Annotated in this window: 2 protein-coding genes; both read right to left on the bottom strand. The window is 56.3% G+C overall.

Annotated features, from left to right (window positions below):
• Nucleotides 1–38: 38 nt before the first annotated feature.
• Nucleotides 39–1,028 carry an NAD-dependent epimerase/dehydratase family protein gene (locus Dpoa2040_RS01360; RefSeq protein ID WP_168640024.1) on the bottom strand — a complete coding sequence of 330 codons (990 nt, stop codon included), beginning with the start codon at nucleotides 1,026–1,028 and terminating at the stop codon, nucleotides 39–41.
• Nucleotides 1,025–17,095, bottom strand: coding sequence for an SDR family NAD(P)-dependent oxidoreductase (locus tag Dpoa2040_RS01355; protein ID WP_168640023.1), 16,071 nt, complete (start codon nucleotides 17,093–17,095; stop codon nucleotides 1,025–1,027). The genes Dpoa2040_RS01360 and Dpoa2040_RS01355 overlap by 4 nt, the downstream gene beginning before the upstream one ends.
• Nucleotides 17,096–17,519: the final 424 nt, after the last annotated feature.

Genomic DNA, 17,519 nt, shown 5'->3' with positions numbered 1-17,519 from the left:
GAGAATGATTCCTATTGACTGCTAAGAACTCATGATGACTAAGGCGCAATAAAGCCATTGGCCCTATACCAGGACACACACTCCTCCACCATCTGGCTTAAGGAAGAAGGCTGATAACCCAGCTCCCGTTCAGCCCTGGCACTGCTAAAGTAATAAACGCCGCCAAAGACACGCAGGCGATACGCATCCAGTACCGGCTCACCGCGTACCAGCCACGGCAGCTTTTCCTGAAGCAACGTTTTCAGATAGAACGATGAATAATGGATGTTGGGTCTGTCGGCCTTGCACGGTACAACCGCTTCAATCGTGCTGATAAGCTCGCTATAGCGCGTATTAGCCCCTGCAATGAGGTAGCGCTCGCCTGACTTTCCTTTGGTTAAGGCGCTGACGTGCGCTTCGCCAACATCGCTTGCGCCGCAAAAGCTGGCGCCGCCGGGGGGCAGGAACGGCAACTGGTTATGCGCCACCGCCAGCACCATGCGGCCCCACTGCATTGAGTAGTCATAACCGCCCAGCACTTCGGCAGGATTGAGGATCACCGCCGACAAGCCGCGATCACAGGCGCGGTACACCAGTTCTTCCGCCTGTAATTTGCTCCTGGCATAGGGGTTTTTGGCACGAAACCCCGCCAGCACAGTCTCTTCCGTCGCCTCGACGGCAGGGTCGTTATACGCCCCTATCGTCGAGCTGGTACTGGTATACACCAGACGCGATACCCCGCACGCCAGCGCCGCCTCCACCACTGAACGCGTCCCTTCAATATTGACCGCCGCCAGCAACGGCCAGTCGCGGGGGTTGCTGCTGGTATTGCCCGCGGTATGAATCACGCCATCGTGCCCGGCCATTGCTGCGCGCAGGCGCTGGTCATCATGCAATTCGCCACGCACCAGGGTGACGCCGAAAGGCTCCAGAAAACTGACGTTGGATGATGCCCGTACATACGCCGTTACCTGATGATTGGCAGCGACCAGGGCTTTTACAACGTTAAGCCCAACAAATCCATTTGCTCCGGTGATCAGTATTTTCATGGTGTTTGATCTTGCTGGTTAAGTTTTTCAAGCGTTTTCAGGAAGGCTTTACGCCCCTCCCCTTTACTGCGCATCGGCAGCGCCGCCGGATTTTTATCCGGATGGCTGGCTACCCCTTCAAGCAGCATCATGAATTGCTCAAGCAGTTGAGTGAGCTGCGCGGCCTGAACCTCCATGCCGCGACACGCCAGGCGCAACTGCACGCTGTTCTCCTCTATGCGGGCAAAAAGCGCCAGATGCAGTTGCGGTTGCGCCGCAAACAGCGCGGGAACAGCCTGATTCACATCAACCTCGTTGTCGTCAGTCAGGAGTACCGCACTATCAAACAACGCGGCATCCCCCGCCCAGTGTGTTATCTGCTCAAGCGTAGCTCCGGCATGGTTAAGGCATTTTTCCAGCTGTTTCTCAACGCCTTTGAGCCAGGCCGCGGTTTTGTGCCGTCCCACCACCTGAATACGCGCAGGAGTTATCTGCATCGTTCCATCATTCACATGTCGGATCAGGCCGAACTGGGAATGCCTGGTCCGCGCATGACGATTAACGAGCAGCGCCCAGCCGGCGGCCACCACCGTCTCGACAGCAATCTCATGGCGTTGGGTACAGAGCTGCACTGCCGTTACCGTGTCCTGATCGATGTGCTTTTCCACATACAGGTTATTCTGCTGAGCCGCCCCGGCATCCTGCACGGCTGCGCCGCCGAGCAACACAGACGCCACCTGCGCGCCGACGTCCTCTTTGGCGTGAAGCTGCTCATTCCAGAACGCCCGCAATGCCGCCTTGTTCAGCGCTTCGGGGTTGCCGGTACGCAGTGTGCGGGCAAACCATGCCTGCGGCAGATTTACCGCTGCCGTCTCCGGGGCATCCTGCACGGCAGGCTCACTGTGAGGCGTTGGCGGACGCGGAGCATCCAGGCGCAACGTCGCATAGAGATCACAGGGTTGCTGCGCAAACGGATAACCGGGGAAAGACACGCGACGACGAGGCTCTCCGTGGTGTAACAGGCTCCAGTCGATATCGCAGCCACGGCTCCACAATGTGGCCACTTTGGCAAGCTGCTGCGTTTGTACCAACACACGGATAAAGCTTTGACCCGCCTCACCGGTAATCAACTGCGGAACATCTTTGGTGTCGCGCACATTACCGCTATATACATCCTGCCTGCTGTGTTCAGAGGCTGGCTGAGCAATAAAGCATTCCAGTTTCGCCAGCAGGTCATCCATGCTGGTCGCCACAATAGCCAGGCGATGATCCAGCGTGATACGCCCAATCTGGCTGGTGTAGGCGAGGTCAGCGAGCGCAACGGCGCTGCCTTGCCGCTGAATAAAGTCACGCATCCCGGCTGCATAAGCCGCCAGCCGCTCAGCATGGTGGGCGGACAACACCACTATCTGCGCACTATGTATCTGTGCACTATGTATTTGCGCACTATGCTGTGCGTTCTCGCTACCCATACCGCCTTGGCGAGCGTGCTGCATCAGTACCTGTTCGGGCGATTCAACCACAACAAATGCGGTAGAACCGCCCATGCCGTAGGCATTAATCCCCGCCAGACGCGTGCCTCTGGCATTGGTGTGCCATTCCTGCGCTTCGCGTGGGAACAGGAACGCAGAAGTCTCATGCTCAAACGAGGTGTTGATACGATGCAGGTTGACGCAAGGCGACAGACGCCCGTGCTGCATACTCAACAGCACCTTAATCAACGAACAGATGCCTGATGCCGCCTCCATGTGACCCAGGTTGGCCTTGGTGCCCAACGCGCAGAAATGCTGTGCGTTAGTCTGACGACGCAGCGCATTGGACAACGCTTTCAGTTCAATCGGGTCGCCCAGTTCCGTCGCCGCACCGTGGCTTTCGATATAGGTCAGCTCGTTGACATCGATGCGCGCCTCGTTGATAGCGCGAACGGCAGTGTCTTCCATCACAGACAGATTCGGCAGATATTGCCCCGCCCCGGTGCCGGCATGACCGATGCTGGAACCACGCAGCACGCCATAAATATGGTCACCGTCGGCCAGCGCCCGGCTCAGACGTTTGAGCACCACCATGCCGCTGCCTTCGCTCGGAATCAGGCCATTGGCGCGCTCATCGAAGGTGTACTCTTTGCCGTCTGAGGACAGCACGTTCATCTCCTGCAACAGCATATATTTGCTGGGATGCAGGCTCAGATTAATGCCGCCTGCCAGCGCCATATCACATTCACCACCGAGAATGGCCTTACGCGCGATATGCACGCTTGTCAGCGATGACGCACAGGTTGTGGCAACGCAGAAGCTTGGGCCGCGCAGGTTCATCAAAAACGAAATGCGGTTAGCCAGTTCACTGACAACGGAACCCGCGCCCGGATAACGGCCCGTACGGGCGTAAATCTCGGCCATTACCCAGGTGAAGTCTTCGTTCATCGCGCCGACATACACACCGACCTGCTGCGCGTTAAGCGCAGCCGGGGTGTAACCGGCATCCTCCAGCGCGTGCCAGGCGCTACGCAGCAAGACACGTACCTGAGGATCAAGGCGGCTGGCTTCCTCGCTGCTCATGCGGAACATAACGGGATCAAACACATCCACGTTGTTGAGGAAACCGCCGCGATTCACGTAACGCGGATTACCGTCATCCCCCGACGAAGCCACCCAACGCGCATCCGGAATCGTGGTCAGGTTTTCTTTACCCGCCTGAATAGCTGCCCAGAAATCCGCCAGATTCTCAGCACCGGGGAACTCGCCCGCCACACCGATAATCGCCACCGCGTCATTTTCTGCATTCCCTGCATTAACACTGACCACCGGCGACAACGATGCACGCCTCACACGTGAACTGAGGGTGTTCGTCGCAGCAGCTGGCATCGTCCGTTTGATAGCAGGCGCAACCGGCGCAGTAACAGGATGGCTGTCTGCCGTTTCTGTCGCACGGCGTGGCGGCGCTGCTGCCAACACCTCATGGTTCGCCTGCGTTGCGCCATAACGCTCGCACAGGTACCCAGCCAGTTTGGCGGTGGTATTAAACTCAAACGGTGCAGTCTTCGGCAGTCCGTCATACTCCTTCTCAAGCACCGCACGCAGCTCCATCAGCATGATGGAATCCATCCCCAACTGCTCAAAGGTGGCATCCACCGCGATATCGGCGGCAGGCAGTTTGATGATGGTTGAGATCCGCTCTTTAAGTGCGTTTTCGCGGAGCAGATAAGCGCTGTCAGCGTGCCGTGTCGGCTCCGCCTGCGCTGGCTGGTGACGCGGTGCGTCTGCTACGACATTCACCTGCGCCTGCGGCGCAGCGGGCACTGCCGCATCAGCCTGAATGCGCAGCGCACGGGCAACCTTGTTACGCTCGCCAACCGCAACCAGCAGTTCAGAACGCTGCGCCAGCAGAGCGCGCTCAAGGGCGATAATCCCCGCCTCCTGACCTAAGGCGCTCATACCGGAGAACTCAAACAGGCTGGCATCCTCTTGTTCGATGTTCATCTGGCCGCTGGCCCACAACGGCCAGTTCACAGAGAGCGTCTGGCCGGTGCGCAGCCCTTTTTGTACCATGTGGTTGCGCCATACCGCGTGGCTATCCATAAAGCGATTACCGGCGGCATACGCGCCTGAACCCAAATCACCAAGCACCGCGGAAACGGATGAGAAGTTGATAAACACCGAGATCGGCTCGTGTGCCGTGGCGCGGTCAAGTGCAACCAGACCATCGACCTTCGGCCCAATCAGCGCGTAAAACTCCGTATCCTGCAACGTGGTGATGGGCGTTGCGCTGGCGACGCCTGCGCAGTGCAGCACGCCATCCAATGCGCCGAACACCGCTTTGGCTTGTGCAACCAGGGCATCGGCCTGCCCTTCCTGCGCTACATCGGCGGCGATGTAGCACACTTCGGCGCCGTGCTCACGCATCGCAACCATCTGCTGCTGCACCGTCTCATCTGGCTGGGCTGAACGGCCACTCAACACAATGCGGGCCTGATAACGGGATGCCAGATAGTTCGCCATCAGCAGCCCCAGCTTGCCGGCACCGCCGGTTATCACATAATGACCGCGATGGACGAAATGCAGGTGCGGCTGATTCCCCAAACCGTCGGCGTCGGGAGGAACAATTTCGCCAGGCTGACGCTGATAACGTGTTCCATTCCGGTAGGCCAGTTCTAATCCAGCCAGCGGGGTCGGACGCCGTACGAACTCCTGATAAATCTCACTCGCCAGCGCAGCGGCGTTATCCGCATTGCTACGCAAAGTGAACAGCTCGAAACGGTGGTTAATCGTCAGCAGTGAACGGGCATAACCACTTGCCGCATCATGCTGCGGCTCCACCTGATCGTCTTGTGCGGTATAGACGTTCACACAGCGTAGCGCCTGCCCCGGTTTTACCGTTTCCAGCGCCACAAACAGGTGCCGCAACGACTGCAATCTCTTATGCAAGAGCGGTGCGGCACCCACCAGCGGCAAGTCATCAAAGTGCGTATCCACGCCTGGCGCATGGACAATGTGGGTAGGCCACATCTGTTTTGCGTCCAACTGCTCACACAATGCCTGCATACTGGCCTGAGACTGGGTATCGACGCTGAAACGATGGTCGCCAAGCTCGGCAAACGCACTGGCGGACGTCACAGCAATCACGCTGGCGGCGTCGCCGTAATGCGCGCGCAGCGCCCCGGCGAGAACCTCATCATCACTGAGCACCAGCACCGCGGCAGAAGCCGCCTCGGAATCCGGTGCAACCTCCGGCAGCGGCGACGCCAGCCACTCGTAGGCATAGTACTGCACGTCCTGTGGCTTCGAGGGGTGAGACGTCAGAGGCTGCGCCGCGCTGGCGTCACTCTCCAGCCGACGTGCGGCAAAATCGTTCAAACGCGCCAGTACACGGCCCTGGGTATCCACCAGCGTAATGTCGTGTTTTTGAATCGAACTGCCCAGACTCTGGTCAGACCGATGCGATTGCGCCGGCGTCACATAGGCATAGCACTCATTGCCGAGCGGGTGGCGGAATTCCAGCTCGCCCAGAGAGAACGGCACGATAGGCGTGGCATATTCCACCGGCTCCAGCCCTACTGCCAGACAAGTACGTAACGCCCCGTCTAACAGTGACGGATGCAGATAAAACGCATCAGCAGCGTGCGCCGCTTCCGGCAGACACAAATGACTCAGTGCTCCGTCTGCAAAGCGGTAACGTTCACGCGTTACCTGATAGCTTGGGCCATAGGCAAAACCCATTCTGGCAAAATCAGCGTAGATAGCGGCCTGATCACCTTCGTATTTGCCGCTATTCCGCAGCGCATCAAGATCGATCCATTCATCGGCAAGCGCTGTGGTACCGTGGCGATAAACCAGCTCGGCTTCCAGCGAGAGCGCATCCGTGTGGCGATTACGCACAGCCACCTGCACGCTGTCGCCGTCTGCATGGGCCAGCGCGATTTCCACGTCCACCGGCTCATCGTCTACTTCAATGGCATTCATCCACATCAGATTACGGATAGCAGCCACAGCCCACTCGTTCTCCATCGCCAGTTGGCCCGCTGCATGGATCATTTCGAGGTAGGCCGAGCCGGGCAAAATCACCCGTGCGTCCCGGCTTCCCACCACATGGTCACGCAGATAACGCTCTTGCCCGGTCAGCTGCTTGATAAATTTCTGCTGCGACAAGGTTGAGATATTTGCGTCGATCAACGGGTGCAGCGAGGTCGCACGGTGTGAAGCCTCTTGCTCTGAAGGCAGCGCCAGCCAATGGCTGCGCATCATCAGCGGCAAAGGCGGGAATGAAACCCGGCGCACCGTACCCGCCGCCTCGTTACCAGCAAAGAGTAACGGCGCGACCTGCTGCCAGTTCACATCCAGCAGGGTGCTCCACAAGCGGCCCAGACGCAGTAGTTGACGCTCCTGTACCAGGCTCGTGACCAGGTCATCAAGCTGCTTACCGTCCAGAATGGTATCCAGACGTTCGTTGCCGCCGGCAATACGCCCGCGGAAGAGCTGTTTCGCCGAGCCGTCATGGCGGTATTGCTCAAGCTGGCTGAGCAAATCGCCCAGACTGCTCGCCACCACGGCGAGGCGTTCCGTCATCGCATCGCGCCCAACCAGTGAAGAAAAGGCCAGCGAGTCAAAATCAGGCGCCGTCTGCGGTTCACGCACCGCCTCGCTGAGGAAGCTCACCATCCGGTCCACATACAGCGATAAACGCGCGTCGCTATCCGCCGAGAGCACAAACAGACGCGGTTCCCCAGCCTGCACGCTGGCCGATACCAACGCCGGCGCTTCTTCTATCAGCACATGCGCGTTTGACCCACCGGCACCAAAGGCGCTCAGGCCCGCACGACGCGGATGATCAGCCGCCGGTTCCCACGCTTCAAGGGCCTGTACCACGCGGAACGGCGAGGCAGCGAAGTTAATTTTCGTATTCAGCGTTTGCGAATGCAGCGACGGCACAATCTTACGGTGGCGCATCTGTAGCAGGATCTTGGTCAACCCGGCGATACCCGCGGCGGACTCAAGATGCCCGATATTGCTTTTCACCGAACCGATGCGGCAGTGACCCGGCAGCAGATCATGACTGATCCCACGTTGCGCGTTGATTTGTGAGAAGGCTTTAGAAAGCCCGGAGATCTCAATAGGATCGCCCAACATCGTGCCGGTGCCATGCGTCTCAATGTAATCGACAGAAGCAGGTGCCCAGCCCGCACGCGCTAACGCAGTGCTGATGACGTTGCTTTGCGCCGCCTGATTAGGAACCGTAAAGCCGCTGGTTTTGCCACCGTGGTTGATAGCCGTGGCTTTGATAACGCCGTAAATCTGGTCGCCATCCGCTATCGCCTGTTGCAACGGTTTCAGCAACACTGCGCCCATCCCTTCGCCGGGGACATAGCCATCGCCACCTTCACCGAATGCGCGGCAACGCCCATCACTGGAGAGGAACTGGTTTTGCCCCAGTTGGTAGTACTTCATCGGGTGCACAATCAGATTGATGCCACCGGCTATCGCCATGTTGCAGTCACCGCTTTGGATCGCCTGACACGCCATATGGAGCGCAGTGAGCGACGACGAGCACATGGTGTCCAGCGCTACGCTTGGGCCGTTGAGGTTAAAGTAGAAAGAAACCCGGTTGGCGACCGATGAATGCAACGACATGGCCCAGCCAGATTCATGCTGTTTTTCCGTCGTTTCGATACATTGATACTGTCCCCACATCACCCCGACATACACGCCAACGCGTGATTTGCTTAACGCCTGACGGGAATAGCTGGCATCCGACATACATTCCCATGCGGTTTGCAAAAACAGTCGCTCTTGCGGGTCCAACAGCTCGGCTTCACGGGGCGAAATATTGAAATACTGGCTATCGAACTTATCAATATCATCGATAAACCCGCCCCATTTGCTATAGACCTTGTTCTTCGGTCCCCGCACGGGTGAATAATGGGGGTGGTAGTCCCAGCGCGACAGCGGGATTTCGGTGATGCTGTCTACGCCACCGGTGAGATTAGCCCAGAACGCCTCCACGTTGCTGGCCCCCGGATAGCGGCCACTCAGACCGATAACGGCAATGTCGTCTTGCATACCAGCCACAGCCGCCTCACCCGACGCACTGCGTTTGAGAACATCAATACGGGAGTGATTCAACAGACTGGCCAGTGTCGGGCGCTCAACCGGCACAGGCGCATCAGCAGCCTGGCGCTGCGGCGCAGCCGCAGGGTGCTGCCCGGCCAGCATGGCTTCAGCCCACTCAGTCAGGGTTTGATAATGGTAAACAGCCGTGGCATTGACGCCGGTGAAACGTGCATCCAGCTCATACTGCAGGCGAATTTGATTAATGGTATCCAGCGGCCACTGATACAGCGGCGTGAGCGGCGAATAACTTGCCGTTGCTGAACCGACAGCCGCCGTCAAACAATCAAACAACGCATCACAGGCCGCTGATACCGGGTTTGCCGGCTCTGCTTCAGCCACAGGCGCGGCGGCGACATGTGGCGCTGACAACGCCGCCGGTGCTGACGCCACGCTCGCTGTCGCAGGCTGCAAGGCGGCAACCTGATCCGGATAGCTCTCACAGAAGAAATCAGCCAGCGAGTCAATGTCCTGATATTCATAGAACAGGGTTTGCGACACCTCGCCAAAAGTGGCGGCCAGCTTCCCGTTCAAGGCCAAAATCATCATGGAATCCAGGCCGTAATCCGACAACTGGGTAGCCGGGCGCACCTCGCCCGCATCAAGCCTGGTGACGTCAATAATGCTGGCTATCAGGTAATCCAGCACGGCATCTCGTGCTGAACGGGTATTCACTGCCGCCGCCGGTGCCTCCACGCTGCTCGCAGCAGGCGCAACGCCACCGAACGCCACCACCTGCTCAGGGTAGTTTTCCAACAGATAATCCGCCAGTGAAGCGAGATCTTCGTACTCATAGAACAGTGTCTGAGGCAGACCGTCAAAGGCCGCCGCCAGTTTTTCGTTCAATGCAAGAATCATCATCGAATCAAGGCCATAATTCGATAACGGCCCGGTGGCAGTGACTTCACCCGTCTCCAGTTTGGTCACGTCAATGACATGCGCAATCAGCGTATTGACGATGGCCTCACGCGAAGAGGTGGCACCAGCAGCAACCGGCACCGCTTTGACAGGCGCAGGCGCACTGGCGTTGTCTGCGCGCATTGGCACAGCGGCAGGTTTCGCAACGCGTGCAGATTTCATACCCAGATGCGGCACGGCTTGCGTCTGCAATTGGGTGAGCCTGACCACGACATGACCGATGCTATCGAGCAAATCAATGTGGTAGTTTGCTGTCGCCGCTGCCAGGCCGGGGGCGTTATCACGGCGGGCATAGGCATAGCAAATCCCGTCGATGGGCTGGAATATCTGCACTTTCGCCAGCGCAACCGGAACATCGAGCGTATGAGTTGTAGCGCTAAAGCCACCGATACCCAGCGCGGTACGCAATGCGCCATCCAGCAGTGACGGTGGCAGGATAAAAGACTGCACCACAGAGGTTATCTGTAAGCCTGCGGGGAACTTCAGCACCGACAGCGCTTCTTCGGCATGAGCATATAAGCACTCAATGACCTGAAACGTTGGGCCAAGCGTAAAACCGCGTTGCCGGAACGCTGCATCGATGTCGTTACGTTGATAGACCTGAGCATTAGTCAGCAACCTTTGCAGGTTAACCGCATCTGGCTGAGGCGAGGTTTCCTCACACAAACGGCCACTGCCATAGACATGACGTTTCTCGCCATCCGCCCGGTAAATCTCAAAATCAAGCCCACCCTGCGACGGCACCAGCGCGATTTCTACCTCCATGTCATCACTGGCAACCATAATCGGCTGACGCCATTGAATATTTTGCAGTTGTGACAGGAGCGGTCTGTCGCCAGCAGGCGGTAGCGCACGGCCTTGCAACGCCAGCTCGCTGGCGCTTAACGCCATCTCGATATAGGCGGCGCCCGGCAGAATGCGGTTATCGCCAAGGCGGTGATCATTCAGGAAAAATTCATCTGCACGCAGCCGTTTGCGGAATGCCTGCGAGGCCAGCGTAGAAATATTGGCATCAATCAGCGGGTGCAGCGCAGCAGCGCCTGATACCGCTGCGCCCAGCAACGCCGCCGGTAAAGACGGTGCCCAGCAGTCCTGACGCTGGAACGCATAACCGGGCAGCGAAACACGCCGACGGGTGCGCGGCGCATGTAACTGGCTCCACTCCACCTCATGACCATTGGCCCATGCCTCACCCAATGCGCCAAGACGCCCTTGTTTTATCCACTCAGCGAGCGGCGGCGTCGAAGTTGCCTGACGCGCATTGTCACGATGCCCGGTGATCAATCCAGACAATTGCTGTTGGGTATAGGCTCGCAGCATGTTGACCGCATCCGCCGCCGATTCTGCGACAAACGCCAGGCGATATTCATGCGCCACGCGCCCAACCTGTAGCGTATAAGCCATATCCTGTAGCGACAGCTCAGAATGCTGTTCGATAAAGGCGGCCAGTTGCCCGGCCATCGCCTGTAACGCCGGTTCACGACGGGCAGACAACAGGATTAACGCCGGTTTGTTCTTATCAGCCTCACCCGCCGCAGGCGGCGCAATATACTCTTCAACGATCAGATGTGCGTTACTGCCACCCGCCCCGAACGAACTGATGCCGGCGATACGCGGAATTTCCCGACTGACGCGCTGACCATCTGCCTCTATCACCTCAAGTACCGGGCGCTGCCAGTGTTCCAGTGTGTGTTGAACACGGAATGGTCCACCCTGAAAGTCGATAAACGGGTTGATCGCTTTTGACTGGATGGATGGCACCAGCGTTTGGTGTTGCATCTGCAACAGCACTTTGGTCAGTGCCGACATCCCCGCAGCCGCTTCCAGATGACCAATATTGGCCTTCACCGAGCCAATAGCGCAGTATTTGCTGTTGTCCCCGGCCACCGAAAAGGCTTTATTCAACCCGCTGATTTCAATCGGATCGCCCAGTTTGGTGCCGGTGCCATGCGCTTCGACATAACTGATATGCCGTGGATTAACCCTGGCCGTCTCCAGCGCATCCGAGATCAATTCGGCCTGACGTTTCGCGTTAGGCACCGTAAAGCCGGAGGTTTTACCACCGTGGTTAACCGCCGTACCGCGGATGATGCCATAGATATGGTCGCCCTCTTCCAGCGCACGAGACAGCGGCTTAAGAATCACCGCCCCAACCCCTTCTCCCGGCACATACCCCGTACCGCCTTCACCAAAACTGCGGCAACGGCCATCCGACGAGAGGAAGTGCATATTGGATAACAGATGATACTTATAAGGATGCAGCGACAGGTTGACGCCACCGGCAATCGCCACCGGAACATCGCCGCTGCGAAGGGCATTGCACGCCACGTGAATCGCCGTCAATGACGATGAGCAGGCGGTATCCAGCGCCATGCTTGGGCCGGAGAAGTTAAAGAAATGCGACACACGGTTTGCCACCGACCAGTAAGACGAGTGAGAAGTGGTCCACTCGTTCTCCGGACTGGTGACGGCATGGAGCTGGTAATCGCCCCACATCATACCGACATAGACGCCAACGCGGTTTTCGCGCCCCGCCTGCAACGGTGCCAGCCTGTCTGCGGTGTATCCCGCATCTTCAATGGCGTGAGTGACTGTCTCAAGGAACAACCACTCGTTCGGGTCCATGATTTCCGTTTCTTTCGGGGAAATATTGAAATAACGTAAATCGAAGCGTCTGACGTCAGCAAGGAACCCGCCCCAACGACTATAACTTTTCCCTGGTGTTGCCGCCCCTTCCTGGAACCAGCGATCATCCCAGCGATCAGACGGAATATCGATGATGCAATCACGCCCTTGTGCAAGGTTGTGCCAGAACTGTTCAAGATTCTCCGCTTCCGGGTAACGCCCGGCGATGCCGATAATGGCAATATCGTCATCGTTTACAGCAGGCTGCGCGGCGCGGCGCGGTTGTGCTGTCACGGCGACCCGTTCCAGCGCAGGCGATGCGGCGTTGGCAGCAGGCTTCACGACAGCGTTTACCGACGCTGTCCCATTTACCGACGCCGTTCCCTGCAAGCCACGACAGGCGTCATGACAGTTTTCCAGCAGGAAACGGCTCAGCTCTTCCATGGTTTGATATTCAAAGAACAGCGTCATCGGCAACGCACTGCCGAATGTCTTTTTCAGCTCATTGACCAGTTCAATCACCACCACCGAATCAAAGCCATAATCACGAAAGAAACCATGACGTTCGAAATACGGCGGGATCTGTAATTTTCTGCCAAACAGGTCGGACAAATAGCGGATCACCACGTCCTGTAACGAATGGCTGTCGTCAGCATCAGAGGAAGTTGAATCAGTCGAAACCAGCGGATGATGCTGCTGTACCGGCTCCACGACGCCCAGCACCTCTTCAATGCGCGCACGTTCGCCCGGCACGCCGGGCATCACCACTATCTGCGAAGCCTGGCTTTGTAAGGCATAGTCAAAAATGGCGATACCGTCTTCGGTCAGCAGCGGCACAATCCCGAACTGGCTCTTAAGGAAGCCCTCTTCTTTCTCGGTAAGGCGCATCCCGCCGTCTTTCCAATAGGGCCAGTTCAGAGAGAGCGTTTTACCGCTGCGTTCTCCCTGCCGCTGCAGCGTATTGCGTTGATAAGCAAAATAATCTTCGAAGGCATTACCAAAGGCATAATCGCATTGCCCCATATTGCCCAACACGCCGGTAACCGAAGAAAACAGCACAAAAAAGTCGAGCGGCGCGTCACGCGTGGCGTCATCAAGCAGCCAGGTGCCAACGGCTTTCGGGGTGATGACGCGCCCAAATGCATCAGGGCTTTTACGCAGAATAAAGTTATCTTCGATGACGCCAGCCGAGTGGATGATGCCGTTCAGCGTGCGGCCCGATGCGCGGATCGCCTCGATCAACCCCTGAACGCTGTCAGGATCGCTCATGTCACATGCCAGATAAATGGCATTGCCGCCAAGCGCATTAACGGCATCAAGTTGTTGCTGCCGCGTTTCATCCAGTGCAGAACGCCCGCTCAAATAAACGGTTGCGTTGTAACGCGAACACAGGAAACGGGCAAAAATCAACCCTAACGCCCCTAACCCGCCCGTAATCAGATACGTTCCCTGCTGGCGCAATGTTGCCGGCACGGATACCGGTTGGTTAATCGCATCCGTTGTTTTCGGGCTTAACGGTGCACGCGCATGTGCGGATAACGGCGCATCCGCGACAAAACGGCGCACCAGACGCACGCCCTGCACATAACGCACATCGGCATCTTTGGAGGCGTCACTAAACTCGGTTTTGATTAACGCCGGGATAGCCTTGCCCGTCTCTTTGTCGCCGTCAATAACCTGACTGTAATGCACCACACGGCCAATATAAGCGGGCTTCTCAACACGCAGCGTACGGTAAAAACCACTGATGGCAGAGATATCCGGCAGGCTCTCGCCGCCAGAATGGAAATGGACAAAGCGCGCCTTCTTAACCTTACGCATCATGGCTTTCGTTAAGGCAAAAAGGCTATGCGGACCATGATTCAAACGCGTGACAATATCATCGCTACCCTGTTGCGGGTTGACCCACAGCACGCGCTCAAACGTTGCGCCCTGCGACAACAATGCCTCTACCGCCGTGATAAAATCGTCATGATTGCCGGGACGAACCCATGCGCTATCCGCCGCTTTAGCGACATCCAGCGTTGATGCCAACAGAATCCGCTGCATCTGCGGCGGATTTTCTGACTGTGCTATCAGGTTTGCCAGCCAGTCAACATCCTGCTCATGGCCGACCAGCACCACCTGATCCATCGGCTCATCAGCGTCTGACACCGCTTTCTCAATCCAGTACGGCTGATACAGGTTGACGGCTTCAGACAATGCAGGTGATGAAGGCTCAGCGTTAGTCCGCTCTGTTGCGGTAAGGCTGTCATCAAGAACACGCAAACTTAAACCGCGGAAGATCAGCGCCACGCGCTCAGGGTTGTTCGCCTCGCTGACATGAATATCAACCTTGAAGACCCCGTCACGCATAGCGTGCTCGTCAGACAAGGTAATGGTCGCGCTCATGGCTGAACTGCAAGGATGCAATAACTCCAGCCCTTCCAGCGCAAAGGGAATGACCAGCGAACCCGGCTGATTCTCCTGCCGTGATGCACGCCGTTTTTCAGTTGCCCAGACCACCGCCGCCTGCAAGGCGCCATCGGCCAGAGAGGGATGAATAACAAAGTCAGTGCCATGCGCATTCGGCAGCGCCAGATGTGCAACACAGGTGCGTTGATCGAAGGTAAGCTGGCGAATTGATCTCAATCCTTCGCCGTAGCACATCGCCAGACTATCAAGCAGTTGGTAGCAGGTGGTTGCATCGCTGGTGTGCGCATCATCAGCCATCGGCGTGGTCGGTACAACAGGGCGCTCTGAATGGGAAAATCCAATCATGCCCTGGCAGTAAAGCGTTTGATCGTTGTCGAGAACCTGAAATAACCACGATTTGCCAGGCTCATGCGGATCAAGCTGAATGTATATGTCCGATGCCGCATCGTGAAACTCAAGCGGTCTTAACCAACTCACCTGGGTGAAATGTAAGGTGTTGGCGTCTTTGACATCAATCGCATCCGTGAAAGCGGCGCGAACCAGCTCCAGACAGGCGACTCCCGGCAGTATCGTTTGACCGCCGATCCGATGCCCAGCAATAAAAAACTCATTCCCCTGCAGCAAAGCCTGATAACGAGAACTTCCGATATTCACCACACGGTGACGCTGTGCACGCAAAGCCGCGCATGGTGAACTGGCCTGATGACTATCGCTAAGCCAAAAAGAGGTATGAATAAACGGGTAGCCAGGCAGTGCGATGCGCTGTGGATGGGCACCATCAAATAACCGGCTCCAGTCAAGTTGTACACCACGCTGATAATACTCACCCAGTTGCTGCAACATCTGGCTTGCCGCCTGAACATCAGCGTCACGCATCGCTTCAAGCAGTGCAGCCCCTTCAACACCGGCCTTTTCCACCTGTTGCGCGTCATCTGCGGTCTGCTCTTTTAGCTCCAGCGGACCTTGTTCAACCGCGTTGGCTAACGCCTGAATCGTCGTCTCAACATCACTGCCCACGACGCTATAACGATAAGCAAAGTGATCACGGCAGGTTAATAATGTCGCGCTCACGTCACGCAACGATACGTCCGGATGCTCGCTCAGCCAGTCGATCAATTCTTTTTGGCGTTGCAACAGCGCCGCCGGGTTTTTGGCAGACAGCGCAATTAAATAAGGGGCATCGGTTGCAGGCTGGCTCGTCTGATGCGGATAGCTCGCCGACTCCGGGGCTTCTTCCAGCACAATATGAGCGTTAGTCCCGCCAAATCCAAACGAACTCACTCCCGCCCGACGCGGCGTGTTGGCATCGACACGCGGCCAGTCACGGGCTTCATCAACGAAGAAGAACGGTGTTGCGGTGGTGTCAATTTTAGGGTTGATCGCAGAAAAACTGCGTAATGGCGGCAGTTTACGGTGTTTAAAAGCCTGCAATACCTTGATGATGCCAGCGACGCCAGCCGCCGCTTCGAGGTGGCCAATATTGCTCTTAACCGAGGTTACACCGCAGAAAGCCTCGTCCAGCGTCGCTCCCTGTTGCCGGGCGAGCGTGCGGAATGCGTTGGTCAGCCCGGCAAACTCGATGGGGTCGCCCTTCGGTGTTCCTGTGCCATGCGCCTCAACGAGACCAATGGAACCCACAGGCACCCCCGCGTGGGTGTTCGCAGCAACGATCACATCAGCCTGTGCTTCGGCGCTCGGATAGGTGAGAGTATAGGTCGTGCCGCAATGATTAACCGCACTCCCTTTGATGACGCCATGAATAACGTCACCGTCAGCCAGCGCGTTATCTAATGGCTTGAGTAATAGCACCCCAGCCCCTTCGCCACGGACATAACCATCAGCCTGGCTATCAAAAGAGTGACAGGCGCCAGTCGGCGACAACATCCCCATTTTGGCAAAAGACTGATGCCGGGTGGAGGTTAAAATAAGATTAATACCCCCACTAATAGCAACCTCACAGTCTCCGCCAGCAATGGCTTGAATGGCATTGTGAATGGCATTTAATGAGCCAGAACAGGCGGTATCAATGGCGACACTTGGGCCATGAAAGCCAAAGAAATGTGAAATACGGTTGGCAATAATAGATGTCGCAGTACCCGTGGAATGATGCGCCTCTATTGGCGCATGGGTATTTTCTTGCAGTTCTTTATAATCGTTATTGAAGACACCAATAATAACGCCGACTTTCTGACCCCGCAGCGCTGACGGAGGAATACCTGCATCCTCCAGACAAGACCAGGTAAGTTCCAGCATGATCCGCTGTTGCGGATCCATGGTTTCTGCAACTTTAGGAATAATCCCGAAGAACTGATTGTCAAAACCATCTACGTTATTAACAAGGGCAGCCCACCGAGCTTCATTGTCATCCGGCCACGTTAAGGATTTTCGGCCATTAGGCAACGCAACGTTATTAGGGTCTGAAATTTTAGAAACCGAATTGCGGTGATGTACGATATTTTCCCAAAACTCATTGTAGTTGTTTGCATCAGGAAACCGACAAGAAATCCCTATAATTGCAATATCCATATCCATTATCCATATCCATATGTTTATTATTTCTCGCAAGAAATGATGTAGCCAGCGCTATCCAATACTCTAATTGGATTTCCGGCCCACCAGAGCCTAATAATAAGCAACCTTATTAAAGGTAAAACATTACAAAATAAAAAGGATGCGTCTTACCCCTTTGAAACCACTTTAAAAACCCCCCATTGGATGTCGTGCCAAAATCACAACAACGGGTTATTTTCCTTTCCTTTTCAAGCGCGTAACAAATTCAAGGGCATACTCTGGCAGATCAAATAACTTGATATTCCATTACCATTAAACAAACAACATTGAGGAATATTGCATTAAAAACATTCACCCACCTAATACAATTTTATTCCTCTTTTTTTCAAAATGTTACCAAAAAATACAAACAAGGCTTTTGGCATAAATTAAAAAGATAACCACA

Source organism: Dickeya sp. CFBP 2040, assembly GCF_012273755.1.
GTDB lineage: Bacteria > Pseudomonadota > Gammaproteobacteria > Enterobacterales > Enterobacteriaceae > Dickeya > Dickeya poaceiphila.
The sequence above is the reverse complement of the archived record's forward strand: the minus strand, read 5'-3'. Positions and strand labels throughout refer to the sequence as shown.